This is a genomic window from Nocardia sp. NPDC059240, assembly GCF_042753865.1.
Lineage (GTDB): Bacteria > Actinomycetota > Actinomycetes > Mycobacteriales > Mycobacteriaceae > Nocardia.
This window is the reverse complement of sequence record NZ_JBHZAC010000008.1, coordinates 50,291-73,773: the sequence shown is the minus strand read 5'-3', so window position 1 is coordinate 73,773 and position 23,483 is coordinate 50,291. Positions and strand designations below refer to the sequence as shown.

The window sequence follows — 23,483 nt, the reverse complement described above, 5'->3', positions numbered from 1 at the left end:
GCCACGGCGTCCGGCGAACGGCCGAAGCGTCGGGTCTCGACAAGGGTCGGCCGCTTGATCGCTGACGGCCCGCCGCACCGACGCGCCGTACGTGGAGCAGAGCGGACAGCGTCGTGGTCGGGGTTGTGTCGGAGGTGCTGGGTAGGGTCGTGGCGTGAGTGATGGGCTGTTCGACGCGCCGGGGACACCGGTAGCGGTCGACGACTTCGAGGCGGGAGCCGCGCGTATTCCGAGTGGGGATGACCGGTTCGCGCCGTTGGCGGTGCGGATGCGGCCGCGCACCCTCGATGAGGTGGTGGGGCAGCAGCATCTGCTGGGGCCGGGGTCGCCGTTGCGGCGGTTGGTCGAGGGGTCCGGGGCGGCGTCGGTGTTGCTGTACGGTCCGCCCGGGACCGGTAAGACCACGCTCGCCTCACTGCTGTCGCGGGCGACCGGGCGGCGGTTCGAGGCGCTCTCTGCGCTGTCGGCCGGGGTGAAGGAAGTGCGCGCGGTGATCGATCTGGCGCGGCGGCGGCTCACCGCGGGTGAGCAGACCGTGCTGTTCATCGATGAGGTGCACCGGTTTTCGAAGACCCAGCAGGATGCGCTGCTGGCGGCGGTGGAGAACCGGATCGTGCTGTTGGTCGCGGCGACCACCGAGAATCCCTCGTTCTCCGTGGTGTCGCCGCTGCTGTCACGGTCGCTGGTACTGCAGTTGCAGTCCTTGTCCGAGGACGACATTCGGACCGTGCTGAAGCGGGCGATCGAGGATCCGCGCGGGCTGGCGGGGGAGTACACGGTCACCGAAGAGGCCCTGGATCACATCGTGCGGATCGCTGGTGGTGACGCCCGGCGCTCGCTCACCGCGCTGGAAGCGTCGGCGGAATCCTCGCTGGACGGGACCGTGGACGTGAAGCTGGTCGAGGCCAGCGTCGACAAGGCCGCGGTCCGCTACGACCGTGCGGGTGATCAGCACTACGACGTGATCAGCGCCTTCATCAAATCCCTGCGCGGCTCCGACGTCGACGCCGCCCTGCACTACCTCGCCCGCATGATCAGCGCCGGCGAGGATCCGCGATTCATCGCCCGCCGCTTGATGATCCAGGCCAGCGAGGAAGTAGGCATGGCCGACCCGATGGCCCTGCAGACGGCAGTCGCCGCCGCCCAGGTAGTCCAACTGGTCGGTATGCCCGAAGCGCAGCTGGCCCTCACTCAGGCCACGATTCACATCGCCACAGCCCCGAAATCCGGCTCGGTCCCCAAGAGTCTCGGTGCGGCCGTGGCGGACATCCGAGCAGGCAAGGCAGGCGCAGTGCCGCCGCATCTCCGTGACGGTCACTACGCGGGCGCCGCGGCTCTGGGTAACGCCCAAGGCTACAAATATCCTCACGATCATCCGGACGGCGTTCTCGCCCAGCAATATCCACCGGACGAACTGGTCGGCACCGACTACTACGCCCCCACCGACCACGGCTACGAACGCGAAGTAGGCCCCCGCGTAACCAAACTCCGCCGCATCGTGCGGGGCAAATAGCGTCGCGTGCCGAATTGCACTCGCTGCCACCGGGGCTCGGTCGATCCGGCCTGAGAATGGTTGGGGCGTAGCTCAGTCCGAGAGCAGTCCCTCGTGGATGGCGATGCGTTCGATCTCGCCGGGGGTGCCGCCCATGATTTCGCGGACGTGTTCGGTGATCAGTTCGACCGGCCAGTTCCACCAGGCTGCGCGCAGGAGTCGCTGCACGTCCTCGTCGGGGAAGCGTTGTTTGACGACTTGGGCCGGGTTGCCGCCCACGATCGTGTAGGGCGGGATGTCGGTGGTGACGACTGCGCCGGTGGCGATGATCGCGCCGTCGCCGATCGTTACGCCGGGCATGATCAGCGCGTTGTAGCCGATCCAGACGTCGTTGCCGACGACGGTGTCGCCCTTGGAGGGGATGGCGGTGATGATGTCCATCGTCTCCTCGGCCCAGGTGCCACCGAAGATGGTGAAGGGGAAGGTCGACACGCCCGAGGTGGCGTGGTTGGCGCCGGCCATGATGAAGCGGGTGCCGGTGGCGATGGCGCAGTATTTGCCGATGATCAGCTTCTCGGGGCCGAAGGCGTAGAGGACGTTGTTGGTCTCGAAGGCGGTCGGGTCACCGGGATCGTCGAAGTAGCTGTAGTCGCCGACCTCGATGTTCGGCGAGGTGACGTGCGGTTTCAGGAACACCGTGCGGTGCGCGTGGGGGAGCGGGAAGCGCTGGGATGGGTCGGGGATCACAGTCACCCGGGCGATGGTAGCTATCGCCCGGTGGTGGGTGGAAACTCCCTGGACCGGGACCGGTAGGCTGGATACCTGTGCAGACCCACGAGATTCGACGGCGCTTCCTGGAGCATTTCGTAAAGGCCGGACATACCGAGGTGCCGAGTGCCTCGCTGATCCTGGCCGACCCCAACCTGTTGTTCGTGAACGCAGGCATGGTCCAGTTCGTACCGTATTTCCTCGGTCAGCAGACGCCGCCCTTCCACACCGCGACCAGCGTGCAGAAGTGCGTGCGCACCGGCGATATCGAGAACGTCGGCGTCACCACCCGCCACAACACCTTCTTCCAGATGGCCGGCAACTTCTCCTTCGGCGACTACTTCAAGCGCGAGGCCATGCAGTTCGCTTGGTCGCTGCTGACCAAGTCCGTCGAGGACGGCGGCTACGGCTTCGACCCGGAAAAGCTCTGGGTCACCGTGTATCTCGACGATGACGAGGCCGAGCAGATCTGGCGTGAGCTCGGGGTGCCGGACGCCCGCATCCAGCGTCGCGGCATGGCCGACAACTACTGGTCCATGGGTATCCCCGGACCTTGCGGCCCGTGCTCGGAGATCTACTTCGACCGCGGACCCGAGTACGGCGTGGAGGGCGGCCCGGAGGCCGACGAGGACCGCTACCTCGAGATCTGGAACCTCGTGTTCATGCAGAACGAGCGTGGCGCGGGTCGCGGCAAGGACGACTTCGAGATCCTGGGCCCGCTGCCCAAGAAGAACATCGACACCGGCATGGGCATCGAGCGTGTCGCGTTCCTGCTGCAGGGCGTCGACAACGTTTACGAGACCGACCTGCTGCGCCCGATCATCAACAAGGCCGAGGAGCTGACCGGTCGCTCCTACGGTGTCGAGCACACCGACGATGTGCGTTTCCGTGTCATCGCCGACCACGCCCGCACCGCCGCCATGCTGATCGGCGACGGCGTGAACCCCGGCAACGACGGCCGCGGCTATGTGCTGCGCCGCCTGCTGCGTCGCATCGTGCGTTCGGCCCGCCTGCTGGGCGCGGACCAGCCGGTGATGGGTGAGTTCATCAAGGTCGTCGCCGAGCTGATGGCCCCCTCCTACCCGGAGCTCGCCACCGATCACAAGCGCATCGAAACCGTCGCCGTCGGTGAGGAAGCCGCGTTCCTCAAGACCCTCAACACCGGCACCAAGCTGTTCGACGAGACCGTCGACGAGGTGAAGGCGCAGGGCAGCAAGAAGATCAGCGGCACCGACGCGTTCACCCTGCACGACACCTACGGCTTCCCGATCGACCTGACCCTCGAAATGGCTTCCGAGGCCGGGCTGCAGGTCGACGAGGAGGGCTTCCGCGCGCTCATGGCCGAGCAGCGCAAGCGGGCCAAGGAGGACGCGCTCTCGCGTAAGCACGCGCACGCGGATCTCACCATCTACAAGGAGTTCGTGGACCGCGGCGCGACCGAGTTCACCGGCTTCGACGAACTGGCCACCGAGGCCACGGTTCTCGCCCTGATCAAGGACGGTGTCCGGGTGCCGGTCGCCGAGGTCGGGCAGGACGTCGAGATCATTCTCGACCGCAGCCCGCTGTATGCCGAGTCCGGCGGCCAGATCGCCGACCGCGGTTCGATCGTGTCCTCGCACGGTCTGAAGGTGGCCGTCAACGACGTGCAGAAGATCGCCAAGAAGGTGTGGGTGCACAAGGCCACCGTCGAGGCCGGTCAGCTCACCGAGGGCGACACCGTGCTCGCCCAGGTCGATCCGGCCTGGCGTAAGGGCGCGACCCAGGGTCACACCGGCACCCACATGGTGCATGCCGCGCTGCGACAGGTGCTGGGCCCCAACGCCGTTCAGGCCGGTTCGCTCAACAAGCCCGGCTACCTGCGCTTCGACTTCAACTGGCAGGGCGCGCTGTCCGAGCAGCAGAAGGCCGATATCGAGGCCGTGTCCAACGACGCCGTCGGCGACGACTTCAAGGTCAACACCTTCGTCACCGATCTGCCGTCGGCCAAGAAGATGGGCGCGATGGCGCTGTTCGGCGAGAACTACGGCGACGAGGTGCGCGTCGTGGAGATCGGCGGACCGTTCTCGATGGAGCTCTGCGGTGGCACGCACGTGCAGAGTTCCGCGCAGATCGGGCCGATCACCGTGCTCGGTGAGTCGTCGGTCGGCTCGGGCATCCGCCGCGTGGAAGCCTTTGTGGGCCTGGACTCCTACCGCTACCTGGCCAAGGAGCGCGCGCTGCTGGCCGGTCTCGCGTCGTCGCTGAAGGTGCCTTCGGAAGAGGTGCCGGGCCGTGTCGAGCAGCTCGTCGAACGTCTCAAGGTCGCCGAGAAGGAACTCGAGCGCACCAAGATGGCGGCCGTGCTGTCGAGCGCCGGAACCTTCGCCGAGCAGGCGCAGCGGGTCGGCAAGGTGCTGCTGGTCGCCGCCGCCGCGCCCGAGGGTGTCGGCGCGGGCGATCTGCGCACCCTGGTGCAGGACATCAAGGGCCGCTTGGGTTCCGAGCCCGCCATCGTGGTGCTGCTCGGCAATGCCGACGGCAAGGTGCCGTTCGTCGCCGCCGTCACCAAGGCCGCCCAGGATCTGGGCATCAAGGCCGGGGATCTGGTGGCCGCGTTCGGCCCGTCCATCGCCGGTCGTGGTGGCGGCAAGCCGGAGATGGCCCAGGGTGCGGGTTCCGACCCGTCGGGCATCGAGGCGGGTCTGGCCGCGCTGCGCGCCCGGGTCGCCGAGCTCGCCGGGTAATGGCGGACTCCGACACATCCGACACACCCGGCTCCGATCACGGGGCCGGGTCCACCCTTGAAACGGGCTCTCCGGGGCCCGATTCAGGGCATTCCTCCGGATTTGCCCGCACGCCCACCGAAGCCTCCGGGGTGACGGCCGGGCGTGATTTCGCGTCCGAGCGACCCTCCGCCGAACGCGATCCCGGTCGCGGCCGGCGCATCGGCATCGATGTGGGCTCGGTCCGCATCGGCGTCGCCTCCAGCGATCCGGACGGCCTGCTGGCCACCCCGGTGGAAACCGTGCCGCGCGCGAAGAAGGTCGCGCCCGGCACGCTGGCGTCCGATCTATCCAGAATTGCCGAGATTGTGCGGGAGTACGAGGCCGTCGAAGTGATCGTCGGCCTGCCGCGCACCTTGCGCGGCGAGAGCGGGTCTTCCGCTAAGCTGGCGGCCACCTTCGCGGGGCGTTTGCGGGGTCTGATCACACCGGTACCGGTGCGACTTTCCGACGAACGTTTGACTACGGTGTCTGCTGCACGTGCGTTGCGAGACAGTGGAGTTCGCGCACGCGGGCAGCGGCAGGTCATCGATCAAGCCGCCGCCGTGTCGATCCTGCAAGGATGGTTGGACGAACGGAGTGCCCTTTTGAAGCCGCGCGGTGATGACGCATGACCGACCGCTGGACGCGCGCTGAGGAACGCTACCGGCAGAATGCCGAACGGCGTTACCGCCGCGACGATCTGGAATGGTCCGAAGCGGACGATTACGAGGACGACACCACCGTCATCCCGCGCTACGAGGACGAGCGCTACGAGGACGAACACTTCGAGGGCGACGACTACGAGGACGAGCCCCCGCTGGCCCCGGAACCGCCGCGCCGCAGCGCACCCCAGCGCGCGGAACGAACCGGCCGGGCCGCCAGCAGGTCCGGGCGCGGCCAGTCGCGCTCCGGCAGCCGTGGCGGCAACCGGCCCAAGCGTTCGCGGGTGGCCTCGCGCAAGGCGGCCGAACGCAAGCGCCGCCGCCGCAACCTGTTCGTCATCGCGGGCGTGTTCGCCGTATTGTTCCTCGGCGCAGTCGGATTCGCGGCCTGGAAGTTCGTCGGCAAGCTGAGCCCGCCCGCCGACTTCTCCGGCCCGCAGGGTGCGTTGGTGGTCATTCAGATCAAGCCCGGCGACACCTCCACGCAGATCGCGCAGACCATGGCCGACAAGGGCATCGTGCAGAGCAGTGGCGCGTTCTACGAAGCGGCCGTGCGCAATACGAACATGAACTCCATTCAGCCCGGCTACTACGCCATTCCGAGCCACAGCAAGGGCTCGGAGGCGGTGACCGCGCTGTTCAGCAAGGACGCGCGGGTCGGCAACGTGGTCATCTCCGAGGGCCGGCAGTTGCACGACTCCAGCGATGTCACCACCAATGCGCGCAAGGACGGCATCTACCGCAAGATCTCCGAGGCCAGCTGCGTCGGCACCGGCACCGCCGCCAAGTGCGTGACCTACGAGCAGCTCGACCAGGCCGGTGCCAATCCCGATCCGACCGCGCTCGGCGTGCCCGCGTGGGCGTTGGAACGAGTCAAGACGGCACCGGACCGCACGCGTCAGCTAGAGGGCCTGATCGCCGGTGGCACCTGGGATTTCGATCCCAGCGCCAGCGCACAGGACATCCTCAAGCAGCTGGTGGCCAGCAGCGCGCAGACCTACGAGTCCAGCGGGCTGCTGCAATCGGGCACCGCCAATGGCCTGACCCCTTACGACACGCTGATCGCGGCGTCGCTGGTGGAGCGGGAGGCATTGCCGCAGGACATGTCGAAGGTGGCGCGGGTCATCGTGAACCGGCTCGCGGCCCAGCAGCCGCTGCAGTTCGACTCCACCGTCAACTACACCCTCACCCAGACCGAGGTCGCCACCACCGACGCCGACCGGAACAAGAAGACGCCGTGGAACACCTATGCCATGGCCGGGCTGCCCGCGACGCCGATCTCCGCGCCGTCGCTGGATGCCATGCGCGCCATGGAGGCGCCGGCGCCGGGGCCGTGGCTGTACTTCGTGACCGTCGACAAGCAGGGCACCACGTTGTTCACCGACAACTACCAGGAGCATCTGCGCAATATCGAAAAGGCCAGGCAGAGTGGAATCCTCGACAGTGGGCGCTGATCGGAAGGCTGCTGTCCTAGGCAGCCCGATCTCGCATTCCCGTTCGCCGCAACTGCATCTGGCGGCCTATCGGGCGTTGGGCCTGAACTGGAGTTACGAGCGCATCGAGTGCACGGGCGAGCAGTTGCCGGGCTTGGTCGACGGGCTCGGGCCGGAGTGGGTCGGGCTGTCGGTGACCATGCCGGGCAAGGTGGCCGCGCTCGCGTACGCCGACGAACGCACCGAACGTGCCGAGCTGGTGGGTTCGGCGAACACGCTGGTGCGCACCGACTCCGGCTGGCGTGCCGACTGCACCGACGTGGACGGCGTGCGTGGCGCACTGGAAGGCGCGGGCGTGAAAGAGGTGGCCCGCGCGGTCGTGCTGGGTGCGGGTGGCACCGCCCGTCCGGCGCTGCTGGCGCTGGCGGATCTGGGTGCGCACACCGTCACCATCGTGGCCCGCGATCGCGGCCGCGCCGCCGACACCCTGGAACTGGCCGAGCAGCTGGGCATGTCGGCCGAGGTGCTCGGCTTCGATCCCGAGGGCCTGCTGTTCGTCTGCTCCGATGTCGACGCCGTCGTCAGCACGGTGCCCGCCGAAGCCGCCGCGGCCGTGGCGGATTCGATCGCAGCGGCCCCCGTCGTGCTGGATGCCATCTACAACCCGTGGCCGACTCCGCTCGCCGAAGCGGTGGCGCGTGCGGGCAATACGGTCGTCAGTGGCCTCGAGATGCTGCTGAATCAGGCGTACGGGCAGGTGGAGCAGTTCACCGGCAAGCCCGCGCCGCGCACGGAAATGGCCGCGGCCCTACAGGACTGATTCCGGCAGTTCGGGTTCGAACGACTGCCGGAAGGTGAAAGCGTAAGGCGTGGGGCCGTTCTCGCGCAGATGCTCCAGGCGGCGCATGGCGTCGTCCAGGTCCGGCACGCTGCCTTCCGGCACCCACCACAGCACCGTGAACACCTCGCGCAGCGGGACGAAGAACTCGCGACGCCGTCGCACGTATTCCATGTGCGCGCTGCGATACACGTAGTCGAACAACGCCTCTCGCGTCTCCCACACGCTCATGTTCACGAGCATGTCCGGATCCTGTTGGTAGGGGCGCAATGTGGTGGCGTTATTGGTCTCGCCGTCGACCATGCGCCAGACGAAACCGGGGGAGGACTCGGCGAGGGCATTGATCTCATCGAGGGCGGCATAGAAATCGGCGACCCGGGGGTCGCCTTCGGGTGCGACGAGCCTGCCGATATTGAGCTGTGCGAGGTGCATGCCCCGACTATAACTAATCATCATTGTTTTTAGAGAAGCTTACGCAGCATCGGCCCGGAGCCGGGTCCATCCGCGCGGTCCAACCGGCCGCTGTCGCCGGACCGGCGAGCAAGGCCAGGTTCATGCCGCAGACCAGCGGCGGGAAGTCGACGGCGAGTCGATGAAAAGGGCAGTTGCGCAGGCGAATCACATCGTCGTCGACATACGGCTCGTAACCGTGCGCGCTCAGCGCCTCGAACAGGCTGCGGCCCTCCAGATTCGGCGCGTGTGCGGCCGCCGCCTGCGCGATCGCGTCCTCGAAACCCTCGTGCTCGACCACCTCGGCGAGAACCGTTGCGACCGTTCGATAGTCGCGGGCGGGGAGACTGACCTCGAACTCGGCATCGGCGCGCCGATAGAGCTTGGCGGGCCGTCCCGATCCGGGCCCGGTGCGACCCTCCGGCCGCCGGAACACCGCGTCCAGCAGTCCTGCCTCAGCCAGTTTGTCCAGGTGGAACGCCGCGAGCGGCCGCTTGATCTCGACCGCTTCGGCCGCCTCGTCCCGGCTGACATCGTGGCCCGCGCCCGCGACATAGTCGTAGAGCCGCTTGCGGACCGGATCCTGCAGCAGGGCGACGGCTTCGATGCTCACTCCGCATTTCTAGCAGCGTGTCGGGCCCGCCCGTCCGCAGCGCCCCCGCTCCCGCTATGGTTCTGGAACAAGTTTCAGTTCATCCGGTTCGCCAGAGCGGCCGCGCAGGTTAAGGTGATCGACATGAATGCGTGGGTGTTGCGCGCCGTGGGCTTGGGCGGGTTGACCGTAGTGCTGGAAACCCTGCTCGGTTTCGGCATGATGAGCTGGCCGACCGCGGGGGCGTGGATGCGGATCCTGTGCCTGATCGTGCTGGTCGTCGCCATCGTGACCTGGGGTGTGCTGGACGGCCGCGCCGACCGGCGGGCCAATCCGGATCCCGAACAGGGGTCGGATCTGACCATGCGCTGGCTCAAGGCCGCGCTCGCCGGCGGCATCGGCGCGGGCCTGGTCGCGTGGATCCTGGACTTCATCCCCAAGTTCGACCTCGGTGATCAAGGTCTGCTCTTCAATGTCACCTCCGGTGCGGCCTGGATCGTGCTGCTCATCTTCATTCCGGGCATGCTGGGCGTGACCGTCGGCCGCTGGCTGACCGGGCGCGAGCACAAGAAGAGCGCCCCCGCCGCCTCGACCCCCGAGCCCGCGAACGCCTGACGTTCCCTTCGGCAAACCCCGCGCCAGTCTTGTTGTGGCGTGGGGTTTTTCGTTGTCCGGTACCGATTCACCCCGGGGTGATCGCCTCGATCTCCTCGGCCCAGGCATTGAGGCCCGCGACGAAACCCTCGCGCTGATCGGGGGTCAGGCGGGCCATCGCGCGCAACAGGACCTCGCTGCGCCGATCGATGAACGCGGCGAAGTCGGCCTGCCGCTCGGGCGGGACCGAGAGCAGCGTGCGGCGATGGTTGGCCGGATCGCTGTCGCGGCGTAGCCAACCCGCTCGGGTGAGTTCGCCGCTGAGCTGACTGGTGTTGGTGAGGCTGAGGCCCAACTGCCGTGCGGCATCGCTGACGCTCACCGGTCCGGACGACCAGACGAAGGCGAGCACCGCGCCGTGGCGTGCACCCAGGCCCGCCGCCTCGAACGCCTGCCGCATCTCCGGCGGCATGTCGGTCCGGGCGCGGCGCAGATAGGCCGAGATCAGCGGTACCACGGCGACCAATCGATCCCGCATGTCGGTGTCCGCCGGATGTGCCTGCGCCACCGGGCCTTCCAGATCCACAGAGCCTCCCATCGGTTCTTGACAGGCACCAGCATACAAGTTCAGACTTCTGAACTATTCAGAAATCTGAACTTTGAGAGGTTGTCATGAGCGCACGGACCTGGCAGCGCGTGCTGCGCGCGATCACCACCCTGGTCACCCTCGATTCCTTCGCCCAGGCCATGTTCGCGGGGCGGTTCATGGCCGGCAGCTACGACGCACTGGATGCTCACGCCGCCAACGCGGGGGTGCTGTTCGGCGGAATCCTGGTCATGACAGTGTGTTTCGCGGCGGCCTGGCGGTTCGCGGGCGTGCCGTGGTGGACGGCGGCGGTGGGGGTGGGGCTGACCCTGGCGGCGGGCATTCAGATCATGCTCGGCTATCGCATGGCACTGGCCGTGCACATTCCGCTCGGCGTGATGCTGGTGGCGGGGCTGCTGGCCCTGACCATCCAGGCGTGGAGCACCGCGAGCGCGGCGATTCCGGCGGCGGGCCGATGACCCTCTCGCGACGCGCCCTGTTCCGGACGGCCGCTGCGCTCGGCGTGGCCGGGGCCGCGGGAGCCTGGCAACTGTCGGTCGATTCGCCCGCCGACCGACTGCACCTGACCAGCGCGGCACGACTGCCGGAACCGTTCACCCTGCCGCTGACCGTGCCGCCCGTGCTCGCGCCGGAGGGGCGCGACGCCACCACCGACTACTACCGGATCACTCAGCGGGTCGCGAATGCCACGGTGCTGCCCGGCTATTCGACGCCGGTCTGGGGCTACAACGGGATCTTCCCCGGGCCGACGGTGATCTCGGATCGGGCCCGCCGCACGGTCGTCACGCATCGCAACGAACTGCCCGTGCCGGTGGTCGTGCACCTGCACGGCGGGCACATCCCGGAGGAATCCGACGGGTACCCGATCGACCTGCTGTACCCGGTGGGCGGCGGGCCGGGCGACATGGGCGAGATGAGCATGGCCGATATGGGCGGGCATCCGGATCCGTCCGCGCACACCATGATCGGGGAGCGCGACTACACCTATCCGGCGGGGCAGCCTGCCGCCACCCTCTGGTACCACGACCATCGGATGGACTTCACCGGTCCGGCGGTGTGGCGTGGGCTCGCCGGATTCCACCTCGTCACCGACGCCGCCGAACAGCGGCTGGGGCTGCCCTCGGGAGCGAGGGATATCCCGATCATGCTCGCCGACAGGGCTTTCGGCGCGGACGGTGGTTTCCTGTACCCGGCACTCGACCCGACCTCGCTGCACACGCCCGGCGTCGGTGGAAAATTCGGTCGCGGAGTACTCGGCGATGTCGTGCTCGTCAACGGGGTGCCCTGGCCCGCGCACCGCGTCGACACCGCGCGCTACCGGCTGCGGTTGCTCAACGGCTCCAATGCCCGCGTGTACCGGCTGCGCTTCGATCGGCGCGGCGGGTCACTGCCGATCGTGCAGATCGGCTCCGACGGCGGATTGCTCGCGCGGCCACAGGAACTCACTGAACTGACCATCGCGCCCGGGGAACGGTACGACGTGATCGTGGACTTCTCCGGTTGCGCGGTCGGCGAGCAGATCACCGTCTACAACGACCTCGGAGCCGGAACCACCACGCGCGTCATGAGATTCGAGGTCGCCGACCGGGTCATCGATACCTCGGTCATTCCCGATCGGCTCGCCGACTTCGAGACCCTCGAGCGGCGCGGTGCGGTCACCACCCGTCGCTTCGCGTTCCGGCAGGGCGACGCCGGTGGTATGCGCGGGTGGGTGATCAATGGCCGCGCCTACGATCCGGTCACCCCGATCGCCCGGCCCAAGCTGGGCGAGGTCGAGATCTGGCAGCTCTCCACCGATCTCGACCACCCGATTCACCTGCACCTCAACCAGTTCCAGGTGCTCTCGCGCGACGGCAGGCCGCCGCGTCCCGCCGACGGCGGCTGGAAGGACACCCTCTACCTCACCGCCACCGGGATGGCCGAGATCGCGGTGCGGTTCACCGACCACGCGGGCCGGTTCGTGCTGCACTGCCACAATCTCGAACACGAGGACATGGCCATGATGGCGACCTTCACCACCGTGGCCGATGTCGCGTCGTGACTACAGCAGGACGGCTCCGCTGGTCGGGCCGTCCTCGCGGGCGATGGCCGAATAGGCCGCCGCCAGCAGGCTCGGGTCCGGGCCCTCGAGGCGGCCCGGCTTGGCCAGACCGTCGAGCACCACGAAACGCAGTACGCCCGAACGGGTCTTCTTGTCGGTCTGCATGGCGTCCATCAACTGGCCGAGCGCGTCGGCGTCGTAGGTGGTGGGCAGGCCGATGCTGGCCAGGATGCTTCGGTGACGCTCGGCGGTGGCGTCGTCGAGACGGCCTGCCAGGCGGCCCAATTCGGCCGCGAACACCAGACCCACCGACACCGCCGCGCCGTGGCGCCAGCGGTAGCGCTCGCGACGCTCGATGGCGTGGCCGAGAGTGTGGCCGTAGTTGAGGATCTCGCGCAGATCCGATTCCTTCAGATCCGCGGCCACCACATCGGCCTTCACCTGGATGGCCCGGCGGATCAGCTCCGGCAGCACGTCCCCGGTCGGATCCAGGGCGGCCTGCGGATCGCGCTCCACCAGCTCCAGAATCACCGGGTCGGCGATGAAACCGGCCTTGATGATCTCGGCCATGCCCGCCACGATCTCGTTGCGCGGCACGGTTTCCAGCGTCGCCAGGTCCACCATCACCGCGGCCGGCTCGTGGAAGCTGCCCACGAGGTTCTTGCCCGCCTCGGTATTGATACCGGTCTTACCGCCGACCGCGGCATCCACCATGGCCAGCAGCGTGGTCGGCACGTGCACGATATCCACACCGCGCATCCAGGTGGCAGCCACGAAACCGGACAGATCGGTGGCCGCGCCACCACCCAGGCTGATGATGAGGTCCTTGCGGGTCAGCCCGATCCGCCCCAGCACCTCCCAGCAGAACCCCGCGACCTGCAGATCCTTCCCGGCCTCGGCATCCGGAATCTCCACCCGATGCGCGTCGATCCCCTTGTCCACCAGCGCCTTACGCACCACCTCGGCCGTCTCGGCCAGCGGCGGCTGATAGAAGATCGCCACCGTCCGCACCGCAGACCGCCCGGTCACCTGCTCCACCAGATCCCCCAGCAACCCACGCCCGATGATCACCGGATACGGGTCGGCGGTACGCACCTCGATGCGAGTCGGCTCGCTCATAGGACTCCTCCGTGAATGATCCCGCCCGACGGCGGGGAGCTGATGAATCCCCGGCGCACGGGGAAGTGGTCAAAATGCCGATCTGTCGGCGACGGCGTGCTGGATCGGTCTGCGCGAAGCCGTATCTCAGTGCCGCGAGGACCCACTCGGCGGTGTGCGGTAGCACGCACTGCGGCGGTGGCGTTCACGAATTGCCCTCCGTCGGTGGGGGCGTGGGGGCCGGGGCGGTGCCATTGCCGTTGCTCGCGATCTCGTGGTCGCGGGCGCGAGCTCGGGCGCGGCGGGCGCGGGCGCGGCGGGAGCGGCCGTTGCCGGGTGTCGCGACCGGTCCGGCCGAAGGATCGGTCTCGTTGCGCGGATTCTGCTGCGCAAGCTTCGAATCTCGGCTCGCCGCCTCGGGATTCAGCGGCGCACCGGCCGCGCGGGAGGCGCGGCGTCGACGGCCGCGTCCGGCGCGGCCTTCCGCGGACTCGGAAGAGGTTGGGCCGTCGCCGGATTCGCTCACCGCTCCGGACTGGGGCGCGGCGGCCTCGGAGGTTGTTGCGGGCGAGCCGGTTTCGGGGGATCGGCCACCGCGGCGGCGGGGACGACGGTTGCGGCGGCGTTTCGTGGGCTCGGTCTCGCCGGCCGGGGCCTGACCGTTGCGGGTGGCCGAATCCGGTTCGGCAACAGTGGTTTCGGCGGTGGCCGTGGCCGGGGGTTGTTCGCCGCGGGTGCGGCTGCCGCGGCGGCGTTTGCGGCGGGCGCGGGAACGGCTGCTCACGCCGGGCTCGACGGTGGTGGTGTCGGTGGGCGAATCGTCCGGGCGCGGTGTGGGTTCCAGGCCGAGTTTGGCCAGGATCATGCGGACCACGCGGCCGGGGCTGCGGCCGTCGGTGCGGACGCGGACCGAGGCCACCTCGCGGTAGAGGGGGCGGCGCAGCTTCATCAGCTCGCGGTACTTCTTGGCCGGGTCGTCGCCGTTGAGCAGGGGGCGGTTGGTGCTGGCACCCGTGCGCCGGAGTCCTTCGCCCACACTGATTTCCAGGTAGATGACGGTGCGGTCGCGCAGCAGGGCGCGGGTCGCGGCCGAGAGCACCGAGCCGCCGCCGAGGGAGACCACGCCGTGTCCGGCGAGGACCGCGTCGCGCACGACCTCTTCCTCCATGCGGCGGAACTCCGGCTCGCCGTCCTGCGCGAAGATCTCCGGAATCGTGCGTCCGGCCCGCTCCTCGATCCCGGCGTCGGTGTCGTACATCTCGACGCCGAGTTCGCGCGCCAGTTTGCGGCCGATCGTCGACTTGCCCGCACCCGGCGGGCCGACCAGCACCACACTCATTGCGGCCCGGTCGGTTTCATCGGGGTGTTCGGCGGCCGTGATCGGTGCGTCCTGGCCGGGCGCGGTGCTGTCGTCAGTGACCGGCGCCGCGCTGTCGTCGGTGGTCACTGCCCGGCATTGCCCGGGATGTGCGGGCGGGCATTGATCCGCTTCAGGTAGGCGTGGATATTGTCGACGGTCTCCGGCAGCGAGTCGCCACCGAACTTCTCCAGCACCGACTGCGCGACCACCAGCGCCACCATGGCCTCGGCGACCACGCCGGCGGCCGGAACCGCGCATACATCCGAACGCTGGTGAATCGCCACGGCCTCCTCGCCGGAGGACATGTCCACCGTCGAAAGCGCCCGCGGCACCGTCGAAATCGGCTTCATGGCCGCGCGCACGCGCAGCGCCTCGCCATTGGTCATGCCGCCCTCGAGACCGCCCGCGCGGTTGGTCGAGCGCAGCACCCCGTCGGCGCCGGGCTTCATCTCGTCGTGGGCCTGGCTGCCACGGCGGCGCGCGGTCTCGAAACCGTCACCGACCTCGACACCCTTGATGGCCTGAATGCCCATGAGCGCGGCCGCGAGTCGCGAATCCAGGCGCGCCTCACCGGAAGTGAACGAGCCCAGGCCGACCGGCAGCCCCTCGACCACGACCTCGACCACGCCACCGAGGGTGTCGCCGTCCTTCTTGGCCGCCTCGATCTCGGCGATCATCGCCGCCTCGGCGTCCTTGCTGAACGCGCGCACCGGGGACTCGTCGATGGCCGCGAGATCCGTGGCGCTCGGGACCACACCGCTGGTGTCGGCGGCGGTGCCGATGGACACCACGTGCGAGATCACCTCGACACCCAGGGCCTGGCGCAGGAAGTTCCGGGCGACCGTACCCGCCGCGACGCGTGCCGCGGTCTCGCGGGCGCTGGCCCGCTCGAGCACATTGCGGGCATCGTCGAAGCCGTACTTGAGCATGCCCGAGTAGTCGGCGTGCCCCGGACGCGGCCGGGTCAGCGGCGCATTGCGGGCCATATCCGCCAGCTCGGCCTGATCCACCGGATCGGCCGACATGACCTGGGTCCACTTGGGCCACTCCGAGTTCGCCACCTCGATGGCGACCGGACCGCCCATGGTGCGGCCGTGGCGCACGCCACCGACCATCGTCACCACGTCGGCCTCGAACTTCATTCGCGCGCCACGCCCGTAGCCGAGTCGGCGTCGGGCCAGCTGCGCGCCGATCTCGGCGGAGGTCACCTCGACACCGGCCACCATCCCCTCGAGGATGGTGACGAGAGCGGGACCATGGGATTCTCCGGCAGTTATCCAGCGCAACACGAGCTACATCTTTCCATGAGAGTTGGGGTGCCCGAACACACGGGCCCACGCATAGCACGATGTCAGCGCCCGGCCGCCAGCGCGATCACACTTGCGACACACATGGCGGGACCGTGCGCGAGCGTTCCGGGCAACGTGCCGGCCCGCTCCGGAAACGCCCACACTGCCGGGGTCCGTAATGCCCGAGGCCGGTTCCGGGCGGGTGAATCATGGCCCGGCGCGGCCGGTTTGCGCGGGCGCGGCAGCCTCGGTGGGCATGTCAGCAGCGTGCCCAGGGCCGCCGCGGCGGTGAGCATGGGGGCGGCCACCGCCGCCCAGGTCCACGTCGGTGCCCCGCCGAGGGCTGTCGCCGCCCCTAGACCGACGGCGAGTTTCACGTCGCCCGCACCGAGTGCGCCGGGGCGGGCGAGATGCACGAGCAGGTAGGGCAGCGTGAGCAACGCCGCACCGGCGAGCGCGGGTATCGGTGTGCCCACGGCGAATCCGTAGGCGAGCACCACTACCGCGCCCGGCAGGGTGAGGGCGTCGGGCAGGCGGCGTGCGCGTAGATCGCACGCGGTGAGCGCCGTGCACCAGAGGCTCAGTGCGAGAAGCGGAATCGGGGCCATGCTTCGAGGTTCTCGCGATCTCGGCGCCGGTGGGGCGCGCGATCGCGAAATGTGGATAACTGCTTCGGTTGTGAACACCGGTGTTTCCTTAACCGGCCGATTCACGTGTTGCGTGTCGGTGTTGCGGCGTGTCGGCGGTAGCTTTGACACATGTCTGCTGATCACGAGAAGACACAGCACGAGAAGGCACCGCACGATCCGACCCCGCGACCCGACTACGCGCTGCGCCGGGCCAACCTGCGCAACCTGCTCGTGGAGAATCGTGTCGACGCCCTGCTGGTGACGGACCTGATCAATATCCGCTACCTGACCGGCTTCACCGGATCGAATGCCGCGCTGCTGGTGTACGCCTGGGATTCCAGCGAGGACCGCACCATCATCTGCACCGACGGCCGCTACCTCACCCAGGTTGGGGTGCAGGTGCCGGATCTGCGCGCGGAGATCAACCGGGCCAGCGCGCGGCGCGTCGTCGAGATCGCGGGGGAGTGGCAGACCGGCCGGGTCGGTTTCGAGAGCCAGGTCATGACCTTCGAGCAGCATCGCGGGCTGTCGGCGCTGGCCACCGGCCTCGAGCTGGTGCCGGTCTCGGGTCTGGTCGAACAGTTGCGCATGGTGAAGGACGCCTACGAGGTGGGGCAGTTGCGGGCGGCCTGCGATGCCGCCGACGCGGCCCTGGCGGTCCTGCTCGAGCGCGGTGGCCTCGCGCCCGGCCGCACCGAACGGCAGGTGGGCCGCGACCTGGAGTGGCTGATGTTCGAGCACGGCGCGGAGGCGGTCGCCTTCGAGACCATCGTGGCCGCCGGTGCGAATTCGGCTGTCCCGCATCACCGTCCGACCGACGCGGTGCTGGCCACCGGCGATTTCGTGAAACTGGACTTCGGGGCCATGGTCGGCGGCTACCACTCCGACATGACTCGCACCTTCGTGCTGGGGCAGCCCAGCGACTGGCAGCGGGAGGTGTACGACCTGGTCAACGCCGCGCAGGCGGCGGGCCGTGCGGCGCTGGCCCCCGGCGTCTCGACCAAGGCGGTGGACGCGGCGTCACGGTCGGTGATCGAGGCGGCCGGTCACGGCGAGCTGTTCGTGCACGGCCTCGGACACGGAGTCGGCCTGCAGATCCACGAAGCGCCCGGAATCGCCAAAACCGGCACGGGTACACTTCTCGATGGCGTGGCGGTGACCGTCGAGCCAGGTGTGTACTTCCCCGGCCGCGGTGGTGTCCGGATCGAGGACACGCTTGTGGTTCGCAAGGGGGGCCCGGAACTGCTCACCAACACCAGCAAAGACCTGACCGTCGTCGACTGACGCGCGGTTGAAACGACTAGTAGGAGATCCGAGGACAGTGGCGGACACCAGTGACTTCAAAAACGGCCTCGTGCTGAAGATCGACAACAATCTCCAGCAGATTGTCGAGTTCCAGCATGTGAAGCCGGGTAAGGGTCCCGCCTTCGTGCGCACCAAGCTGAAGAACGTGGTCTCGGGCAAGGTCGTCGACAAGACCTTCAACGCGGGCGTCAAGGTCGAGACCGCGACCGTCGACCGTCGCGACATGACCTTCCTCTACCACGATGGTGAGGACTACATCTTCATGGACGGCGACACCTTCGACCAGGTGCACCTGAGCGAAGAGCTGCTCGGCCGCAATGCCGGCTTCCTGCTGGAGAACATGGCCGTGCAGATCGCGATGCACGAGGGCGCGGCGCTGTTCGTCGAGCTCCCGGTCGCCATCGACGTCATCGTCACCCACACCGAGCCGGGCCTGCAGGGCGACCGCTCCTCGGCCGGCACCAAGCCCGCCACCGTGGAGACCGGCGCCGAGGTGCAGGTGCCGCTGTTCATCAACCAGGGTGACAAGCTGCGCATCGACACCCGCGACGGCAGCTACATCAGCCGCGTCAACTCCTGACGCGACGGATAATGTCTTCCGTGGCCGATCAATCGGACAAGAAGTTCAAGAAGCTCGGCGCACGGCACAAGGCGCGCCGGCGTGCGGTGGATCTGCTGTTCGAGGCGGAGGCCCGCGATATCGATCCCGCGGACCTGCTCTCCGAGCGGGTCTCGCTGTCGGTGCGTGAGGAATCCGTCGCCCCGGTGAGCCCTTACACCCGGGTCCTGGTCGAAGGTGTCGCCGACGATCTGGACCGGGTGGACGGCACCATCGAGTCGTACCTCTCGCAGGATTGGACGCTGCCGCGGCTGCCCGCCGTGGACCGCGCCATCCTGCGGGTGGCGGTGTGGGAGTTGTTCCACGCCAACGACGTTCCCCCGGTGGTGGCCGTGGACGAGGCGGTGGAGCTGGCCAAGGAGCTCTCCACCGACGACTCCCCGTCGTTCATCAACGGTGTGCTCGGCCAGGTGGTCCAGGTGGCCCCGCAGGTCCGGGCCGCCGCGGCGGCGACCCGCGCGGTCGTGCCGCCCGCCGACGCCGAATAGTTTCGGCCGAGCAGTAATTCGAAGGAGAAGCGCAGGGTGCGCAAGTATCTCGTGATGGCTATGCGCACCCCGCGCTTCGACGATTCCGTCATCGTTCCGCACAAGGAATGGCTGGCGGGCGTCCGCGAACGCGGACAGCTGGTGGAGACCGGCAAATTCACCGACGGCAGCGGCGGCGCGTACGTGATCACCGCCGAAACTCTGGCTGCCGCTAAGGATCTGATCCACACCGACCCGATTCACACCACGGGCGCTTCGGAACTCACCGTTTACGAGTGGGAGATCACCGGCTGATCGTTCCGGCCACGGTTCCAAGATCGAACCGCGAAACCGGCTCTGCGGCACCGCCGATTGCGGCACCCTCGGGATAGGCGTCCCGCGCGGGCAGTCGGTTCGGCGGGTGGCGGAAGGAACCGGGATGGCGCGGGCTCGTGAGACGGTGGCGGGGAAGGTCGTGGCGGTGACCGGGGGCGGCCGGGGGATCGGGTTCGCCATCGCACGGGCGGTGCGGGACGCGGGCGGCACCGTCGTGATCGGCGATATCGATGCGGGCGCGGTGGAGAAGGCCGGGGCGGAGCTGGGGGTCACCGCGCTGGCGCTGGATGTCACCGAACGGAAGTCGTTCGAGGACTTCGTCGACGGGGCCGAGGCGGCGGCCGGACCGCTGGACGTGCTGGTCAACAATGCGGGACTGATGCCCATCGGGCCGGTGATCGCGGTGACCGATGCCGAGGCCGCGCGGTGTATCGACGTGAATCTGCACGGGGTGATGCTCGGGACGCAGCTGGCGTTGCGCCGCATGCTGCCGCGCGGACGTGGGCAGATCGTGAACATCGCCTCGGTGGCGGGGGTGACGCCCGCGCCAGGTATCGCGCTGTACAACGCGAGCAAGGCGGGGGTGGTGGCGTTCACCGAGGCGACGCGGATCGAGGTGCTGCGCAGCGGGGTGCGGGTGGGTGCGGTGCTGCCGTCGTTCACCAATACCGAATTGATCTCCGGCACCGGGCATCCCAAGGGGCAGCGCCCGCTCGAGCCCGCCGATGTCGCGGCCGGGGTGCTCGACATGATCGCCCGGCCGCGACCGCGGCTCACCGTGCCGCGCGGATTGGGTGTGATGCTGCGGTTGGGCGCGCTCTACCCGGAGCGGCTGACCCGCGCCCTCTATCGGTGGATGGATGTCGACACCATGTTCGTCGACATCGACCAGGCCGCACGCGCCGGGTATGACGCCAGAATCCATGCCGCGCCCGGAGATTCGGCCGGTTGAGCTCGCGTTACGGGTTCGCGGGCGTCAGTACGACGGTGCCCTTGGCGACCCGGTCCGCCAGCAGCCGATGCGCCTGGGCGGCCTGATCCAGGGGCAGGACGCGATCGACCAGCGGCGTGATCGACCCTGCCGCAGCTCTTTCCAACGCTTCCCTGCGGGCGGCGGCGACCCCGGCCAGCCAGTCCGGTCCGGAGCAGCCGATGAAGGTGAGCCCCCGCATGATCAGGTCCATGGTGCTGACCTGCGCGGCCGTGCCGGACAGGAACCCGTAGCCGAGCATGCGACCGCGCAGCGGGGTCATGAGATCCAGCAGGGCGAGGGCGGATTCGCCGCCGATCGAGTCGAACACCACGTCCAGGGTTGCGCCGCCGAGGGTTTCGCGCAGGTGGTTCGTCCAGTCGGGCACGCTGTGGTCGATGACCACATCGGCCCCGAATCCCCGTGCCTGCTCGGCCTTTTCCGGGTCGCCCGCGGTGGCGATGACCCGGGCCGCGCCGAATTCCTTGGCCAGCTGGGTGAGGTAGGCGCCCACCCCGGTTCCGGCGGCCTCGATCAGCACCGTCTCGGTGCCGGTCAGTTTCGCGGTCTCGAGCAGCGGCAAGGCCACCGAGGCGCTCATGGTGACGGCCGCCGCGTCCACGCTCGACAGGTTGTCCGGAATGCGCACCGCGATCTGCGCCGGGACGCTGACCTGCTCGGCGTAGGTGCCGAAGGTGTTGCTGCTGACCAGGACTCGCTGCCCGAGCAGGGTGGTGTCCGCGCCCGCGCCCGCCTCGATCACCACGCCCGCCGCCTGGGTGCCGAACACGATCGGGAACTGAACTGGCAGCGGGAACGCCCCTGAACGCAGCATGGTCTCGGGGAACAGCACCGGAATCGCCTCGGTCCGGATCAGGAGTTCGCCGGCCTGCGGTCGCGGCGCGGGAACCTCGCCGGGGACGAGGACGTCGGGGCTACCGGTAGCGGTCAATAGGATTGCTTGCACTGAAGACACCTCATAAGTTGACTGACGGTCAAGTTGGGCACTGCCGAACATATTGACCGCCGGTCAAGTTGTCAACGCTGTAATTCCGCACGAAAGTGGTGATATGGACCGGCCCAAGGAACGCGCCGACGCCGCCCGCAACCGGGAGGCAATCCTCACCGCGGCGCGCAAGCTGTTCGCCGAGGAGGGGGCCGAAGCCGCCTCGATGGAACGGATCGCCGCCGCGGCCGGCGTTGCCAAGGGCACGCTGTTCCATCGCTTCGGCAGTCGCGCCGGGCTATTGCACGAACTGATCGCCGAGGGTGCCTTCGGACTGATGGAGGCTGTTCGGTCGGGCCCGCCGCCGTTGGGTCCGAGTGCCCCGGCGGGGGAGCGACTGCTCGCCTACTTCGATGCCATGACCCGCCTGATCGCCGACGACATCGAGATCTCGGTCGCGTACCGGGCAATCCCCCCGCATCCACGCGCCGAGGAGCTCCACGTGTTCTGGGCCACCCACATCAGCACCCTGCTGCGCGAGCTCCGCCCCGATCTCGACGCCGACGTGGTCGGGGGTCTGCTCCTCGCTCCGCTGGGCGGAGATCTGGTGCCGCACATGGTTCGAGCCGGTCAGAAGGACCGCCTCCTCGAAGCCGTCCGCCAACTCGTCCAATCCGTGCTGAATCAACCAGTGTGAGGTCGACCGACCGAGTGTCGCTCGGCGGATGTTGTATCGATGTGGCCGTAATCAGTTCGCGGCGCGGTCGTAGGTCTCGCGCGCGGTGAGGACGTCCTCGATATAGGTCTCGGCCCAGCCTTTGATCGCCTGCATGACCGGGAGCAGGCTGCGGCCGAGCGCGGTGAGCTCGTAATCGACGCGGACCGGGACCGACGCCGTGACCGTGCGGCTGACCAGTCCGTCGCGTTCCATGCTGCGCAGCGTCTGGGTGAGCATCTTCTGGCTCACCCCGGTGACGATGCGGGACAACTCCGAATAGCGGCGCGGACTGTCGCCGAGGGCGTTGAGCAGCAGGCTCACCCATTTGTCGCTGATGCGGTCGAGTAGCTGCCGGGTCGGGCAGTCCTGGATGTAGGCGTCGTAGACGCGGCGGGCCTCTTCGCGCCGCTGCGCCGCGGTTTTGGTCGCCATGGCTCTCCCTGGTGTGCGGTACGCACTCCGAGGTACGTACTTCCCAACGGAGAGTAACACTCCCTAGGTTTGCTGCTGGAAGCGAAAGTGCTGAAGCAGAGGAGAATTCAGATGCGTGCCGTGGTGATTCGGTCGTTCGGCGGACCCGAGGTGCTGGAGATCGCGGAGGTCGCGATGCCGGTGCCGGGTCCGGGGCAGGTGCGGATTCGGGTGGCCGCGGCCGCAGTACACCCGGTGGACCTGCACACCAGGTCCGGCGGTCTCGCGGACGCCGGGCTGATGGTGCCGCGCGACGTGATCGGCCTCGGCTGGGACGTGGCGGGAACGATCGACGAAATCGGTTCCGGTGACCTGGGATTCGCGTTCGGTGACGAGGTCTTCGGACTGTCCGATCGGCTGGACGTGCCGCTCGGCACGCACGCCGACCATGTGGTTCTCGATGCGACCGCGGTGGCCCACGCACCCCGGACGGTGTCGTTGATCGAGGCGGCCGCGGTACCACTGGGCGCGCTGACAGCCGTGCAGTCCCTGGATCTGCTCGCGCTGACCGCCGGGCAGACGGTGCTGATCACCGGTGCGGCGGGCGCGGTCGGCGGTTTCGCGGTGGAATTGGCCGTGGCACAGGGGCTTCGGGTGGCGGCGACGGCGCACGTCGAGGATGAAGCACTGGTGCGGAAGCTGGGCGCGGAGTGGTTCGTCCCGCGCGGCGCGCGCCTCGGCGAAGCCGTGCGCGCACTGGTGCCCGGTGGCGTCGACGGTGCGGTGGACGCCGCGTCGCTGGGTGCCGAGGCACTCGACGCGGTCCGCTCCGCAGGGGTGTTCGCGGCCGTGGTGGGTGGTGCGGAACCGGTGGGACTGCGTGGAATTCGCGTCGCCAACACCTGGATTCGCGCCGATGGTCGCCGCCTCGACGAGCTGGCCGCATTGGTCGACGCGGGCCGGTTGACGCCGCGCGTCGCCGATTCGCTGCCGCTTCACCTGGTGGCGGACGCCCACCACCGACTCGCGGCGGGCGGCCTGCGCGGACGCCTGGTACTGGTGCCCTGACCGGCAGCCGAGCAACTTGCCGCGAGGTCGGCCGGAGTTCGGGGTT

The 23,483-nt window shown here is 68.6% G+C and carries 24 protein-coding genes and 1 pseudogene; 15 read left to right on the top strand and 10 right to left on the bottom strand.

Annotation, left to right across the window (positions count from 1 at the left end; translation table 11 throughout):
• Positions 1-154: 154 nt before the first annotated feature.
• Positions 155-1,513, top strand: coding sequence for a replication-associated recombination protein A (locus tag ACFXHA_RS27790; RefSeq protein ID WP_379361767.1), 1,359 nt, complete (start codon positions 155-157; stop codon positions 1,511-1,513).
• Between the two features lie 72 nt (positions 1,514-1,585).
• Here the strand turns inward: ACFXHA_RS27790 and ACFXHA_RS27785 are convergent, their stop codons facing one another.
• Complete coding sequence (locus tag ACFXHA_RS27785; RefSeq protein WP_379361765.1) at positions 1,586-2,245, bottom strand: CatB-related O-acetyltransferase; 660 nt, start codon at positions 2,243-2,245, stop codon at positions 1,586-1,588.
• A 71-nt stretch (positions 2,246-2,316) separates the two neighbouring features.
• On the opposite strand from ACFXHA_RS27785, the gene alaS reads away from it, so the two are divergent.
• From alaS to ACFXHA_RS27765, 4 genes are all read left to right on the top strand, one after another.
• Positions 2,317-4,983, top strand: coding sequence for an alanine--tRNA ligase (gene alaS, locus ACFXHA_RS27780; RefSeq protein WP_379361763.1), 2,667 nt, complete (start codon positions 2,317-2,319; stop codon positions 4,981-4,983).
• A 131-nt stretch (positions 4,984-5,114) separates the two neighbouring features.
• The gene (gene ruvX, locus ACFXHA_RS27775) at positions 5,115-5,636 is read left to right on the top strand and encodes a Holliday junction resolvase RuvX (protein WP_379361761.1); all 522 of its coding nucleotides are present in this window, start codon (positions 5,115-5,117) and stop codon (positions 5,634-5,636) included.
• On the top strand, positions 5,633-7,120 hold the full coding sequence (gene mltG, locus ACFXHA_RS27770; protein ID WP_379361759.1) for an endolytic transglycosylase MltG: 1,488 nt from the start codon (positions 5,633-5,635) through the stop codon (positions 7,118-7,120). The genes ruvX and mltG overlap by 4 nt, the downstream gene beginning before the upstream one ends.
• A complete protein-coding gene (locus tag ACFXHA_RS27765) occupies positions 7,110-7,919 on the top strand; it encodes a shikimate dehydrogenase (protein WP_379361757.1) in 810 nt (269 codons plus the stop codon). The genes mltG and ACFXHA_RS27765 overlap by 11 nt, the downstream gene beginning before the upstream one ends.
• Here ACFXHA_RS27765 and ACFXHA_RS27760 read toward each other — a convergent pair.
• Both ACFXHA_RS27760 and ACFXHA_RS27755 read right to left on the bottom strand, forming a co-directional pair.
• The gene (locus ACFXHA_RS27760) at positions 7,908-8,369 is read right to left on the bottom strand and encodes a DUF3291 domain-containing protein (protein WP_379361755.1); all 462 of its coding nucleotides are present in this window, start codon (positions 8,367-8,369) and stop codon (positions 7,908-7,910) included. The genes ACFXHA_RS27765 and ACFXHA_RS27760 overlap by 12 nt on opposite strands.
• Positions 8,370-8,382: 13 nt before the next feature.
• Positions 8,383-9,000, bottom strand: a complete 618-nt coding sequence (locus ACFXHA_RS27755) for a helix-turn-helix transcriptional regulator (RefSeq protein ID WP_379361753.1) — start codon at positions 8,998-9,000, stop codon at positions 8,383-8,385.
• Between the two features lie 123 nt (positions 9,001-9,123).
• Here ACFXHA_RS27755 and ACFXHA_RS27750 point away from each other — a divergent pair, with 123 nt between their 5' ends.
• Entirely contained in the window at positions 9,124-9,594 is a 471-nt protein-coding gene (locus ACFXHA_RS27750) for a B-4DMT family transporter (protein ID WP_379361751.1), read from the top strand.
• A 67-nt stretch (positions 9,595-9,661) separates the two neighbouring features.
• Here the strand turns inward: ACFXHA_RS27750 and ACFXHA_RS27745 are convergent, their stop codons facing one another.
• Positions 9,662-10,159, bottom strand: coding sequence for a MarR family winged helix-turn-helix transcriptional regulator (locus tag ACFXHA_RS27745; RefSeq protein ID WP_379361749.1), 498 nt, complete (start codon positions 10,157-10,159; stop codon positions 9,662-9,664).
• Positions 10,160-10,245: 86 nt separating this feature from the next.
• Here ACFXHA_RS27745 and ACFXHA_RS27740 point away from each other — a divergent pair, with 86 nt between their 5' ends.
• Together ACFXHA_RS27740 and ACFXHA_RS27735 are read left to right on the top strand one after the other, a co-directional pair.
• The gene (locus ACFXHA_RS27740; protein WP_379361747.1) at positions 10,246-10,638 is read left to right on the top strand and encodes a hypothetical protein; all 393 of its coding nucleotides are present in this window, start codon (positions 10,246-10,248) and stop codon (positions 10,636-10,638) included.
• On the top strand, positions 10,596-12,221 hold the full coding sequence (locus tag ACFXHA_RS27735) for a multicopper oxidase family protein (RefSeq protein WP_379361745.1): 1,626 nt from the start codon (positions 10,596-10,598) through the stop codon (positions 12,219-12,221). Before ACFXHA_RS27740 ends, ACFXHA_RS27735 begins: the two co-directional genes overlap by 43 nt.
• Here the strand turns inward: ACFXHA_RS27735 and aroB are convergent, their stop codons facing one another.
• From aroB to ACFXHA_RS27715, 4 genes and pseudogenes are all read right to left on the bottom strand, one after another.
• On the bottom strand, positions 12,222-13,340 hold the full coding sequence (aroB, locus tag ACFXHA_RS27730) for a 3-dehydroquinate synthase (RefSeq protein ID WP_379361743.1): 1,119 nt from the start codon (positions 13,338-13,340) through the stop codon (positions 12,222-12,224).
• An 826-nt stretch (positions 13,341-14,166) separates the two neighbouring features.
• A pseudogene (locus ACFXHA_RS27725) lies at positions 14,167-14,658 on the bottom strand (shikimate kinase); the annotation flags it as partial.
• Between the two features lie 104 nt (positions 14,659-14,762).
• On the bottom strand, positions 14,763-15,968 hold the full coding sequence (gene aroC, locus ACFXHA_RS27720; RefSeq protein WP_379361741.1) for a chorismate synthase: 1,206 nt from the start codon (positions 15,966-15,968) through the stop codon (positions 14,763-14,765).
• A gap of 62 nt (positions 15,969-16,030) precedes the next feature.
• Entirely contained in the window at positions 16,031-16,576 is a 546-nt protein-coding gene (locus ACFXHA_RS27715) for a prepilin peptidase (RefSeq protein WP_379361739.1), read from the bottom strand.
• A 150-nt stretch (positions 16,577-16,726) separates the two neighbouring features.
• On the opposite strand from ACFXHA_RS27715, the gene ACFXHA_RS27710 reads away from it, so the two are divergent.
• From ACFXHA_RS27710 to ACFXHA_RS27690, 5 genes are all read left to right on the top strand, one after another.
• Complete coding sequence (locus ACFXHA_RS27710) at positions 16,727-17,881, top strand: M24 family metallopeptidase (protein ID WP_379361737.1); 1,155 nt, start codon at positions 16,727-16,729, stop codon at positions 17,879-17,881.
• A gap of 37 nt (positions 17,882-17,918) precedes the next feature.
• The gene (gene efp / locus ACFXHA_RS27705; protein ID WP_379361735.1) at positions 17,919-18,482 is read left to right on the top strand and encodes an elongation factor P; all 564 of its coding nucleotides are present in this window, start codon (positions 17,919-17,921) and stop codon (positions 18,480-18,482) included.
• A gap of 20 nt (positions 18,483-18,502) precedes the next feature.
• Entirely contained in the window at positions 18,503-19,009 is a 507-nt protein-coding gene (nusB, locus tag ACFXHA_RS27700; RefSeq protein ID WP_379361733.1) for a transcription antitermination factor NusB, read from the top strand.
• A 36-nt stretch (positions 19,010-19,045) separates the two neighbouring features.
• Positions 19,046-19,303, top strand: a complete 258-nt coding sequence (locus tag ACFXHA_RS27695) for a YciI family protein (protein ID WP_379361731.1) — start codon at positions 19,046-19,048, stop codon at positions 19,301-19,303.
• A gap of 124 nt (positions 19,304-19,427) precedes the next feature.
• Complete coding sequence (locus ACFXHA_RS27690) at positions 19,428-20,276, top strand: SDR family oxidoreductase (protein ID WP_379361729.1); 849 nt, start codon at positions 19,428-19,430, stop codon at positions 20,274-20,276.
• A gap of 7 nt (positions 20,277-20,283) precedes the next feature.
• Here the strand turns inward: ACFXHA_RS27690 and ACFXHA_RS27685 are convergent, their stop codons facing one another.
• Positions 20,284-21,261 carry a zinc-binding alcohol dehydrogenase family protein gene (locus tag ACFXHA_RS27685; RefSeq protein WP_379361727.1) on the bottom strand — a complete coding sequence of 326 codons (978 nt, stop codon included), beginning with the start codon at positions 21,259-21,261 and terminating at the stop codon, positions 20,284-20,286.
• A 103-nt stretch (positions 21,262-21,364) separates the two neighbouring features.
• On the opposite strand from ACFXHA_RS27685, the gene ACFXHA_RS27680 reads away from it, so the two are divergent.
• Positions 21,365-21,937 carry a TetR/AcrR family transcriptional regulator gene (locus ACFXHA_RS27680; RefSeq protein WP_379361726.1) on the top strand — a complete coding sequence of 191 codons (573 nt, stop codon included), beginning with the start codon at positions 21,365-21,367 and terminating at the stop codon, positions 21,935-21,937.
• Between the two features lie 51 nt (positions 21,938-21,988).
• On the opposite strand, the gene ACFXHA_RS27675 is transcribed toward ACFXHA_RS27680, so the two are convergent.
• Entirely contained in the window at positions 21,989-22,390 is a 402-nt protein-coding gene (locus ACFXHA_RS27675) for a winged helix-turn-helix transcriptional regulator (protein WP_379361724.1), read from the bottom strand.
• A 111-nt stretch (positions 22,391-22,501) separates the two neighbouring features.
• Here ACFXHA_RS27675 and ACFXHA_RS27670 point away from each other — a divergent pair, with 111 nt between their 5' ends.
• Positions 22,502-23,437, top strand: a complete 936-nt coding sequence (locus ACFXHA_RS27670) for an NADP-dependent oxidoreductase (RefSeq protein ID WP_379361722.1) — start codon at positions 22,502-22,504, stop codon at positions 23,435-23,437.
• Positions 23,438-23,483 lie beyond the last annotated feature (46 nt).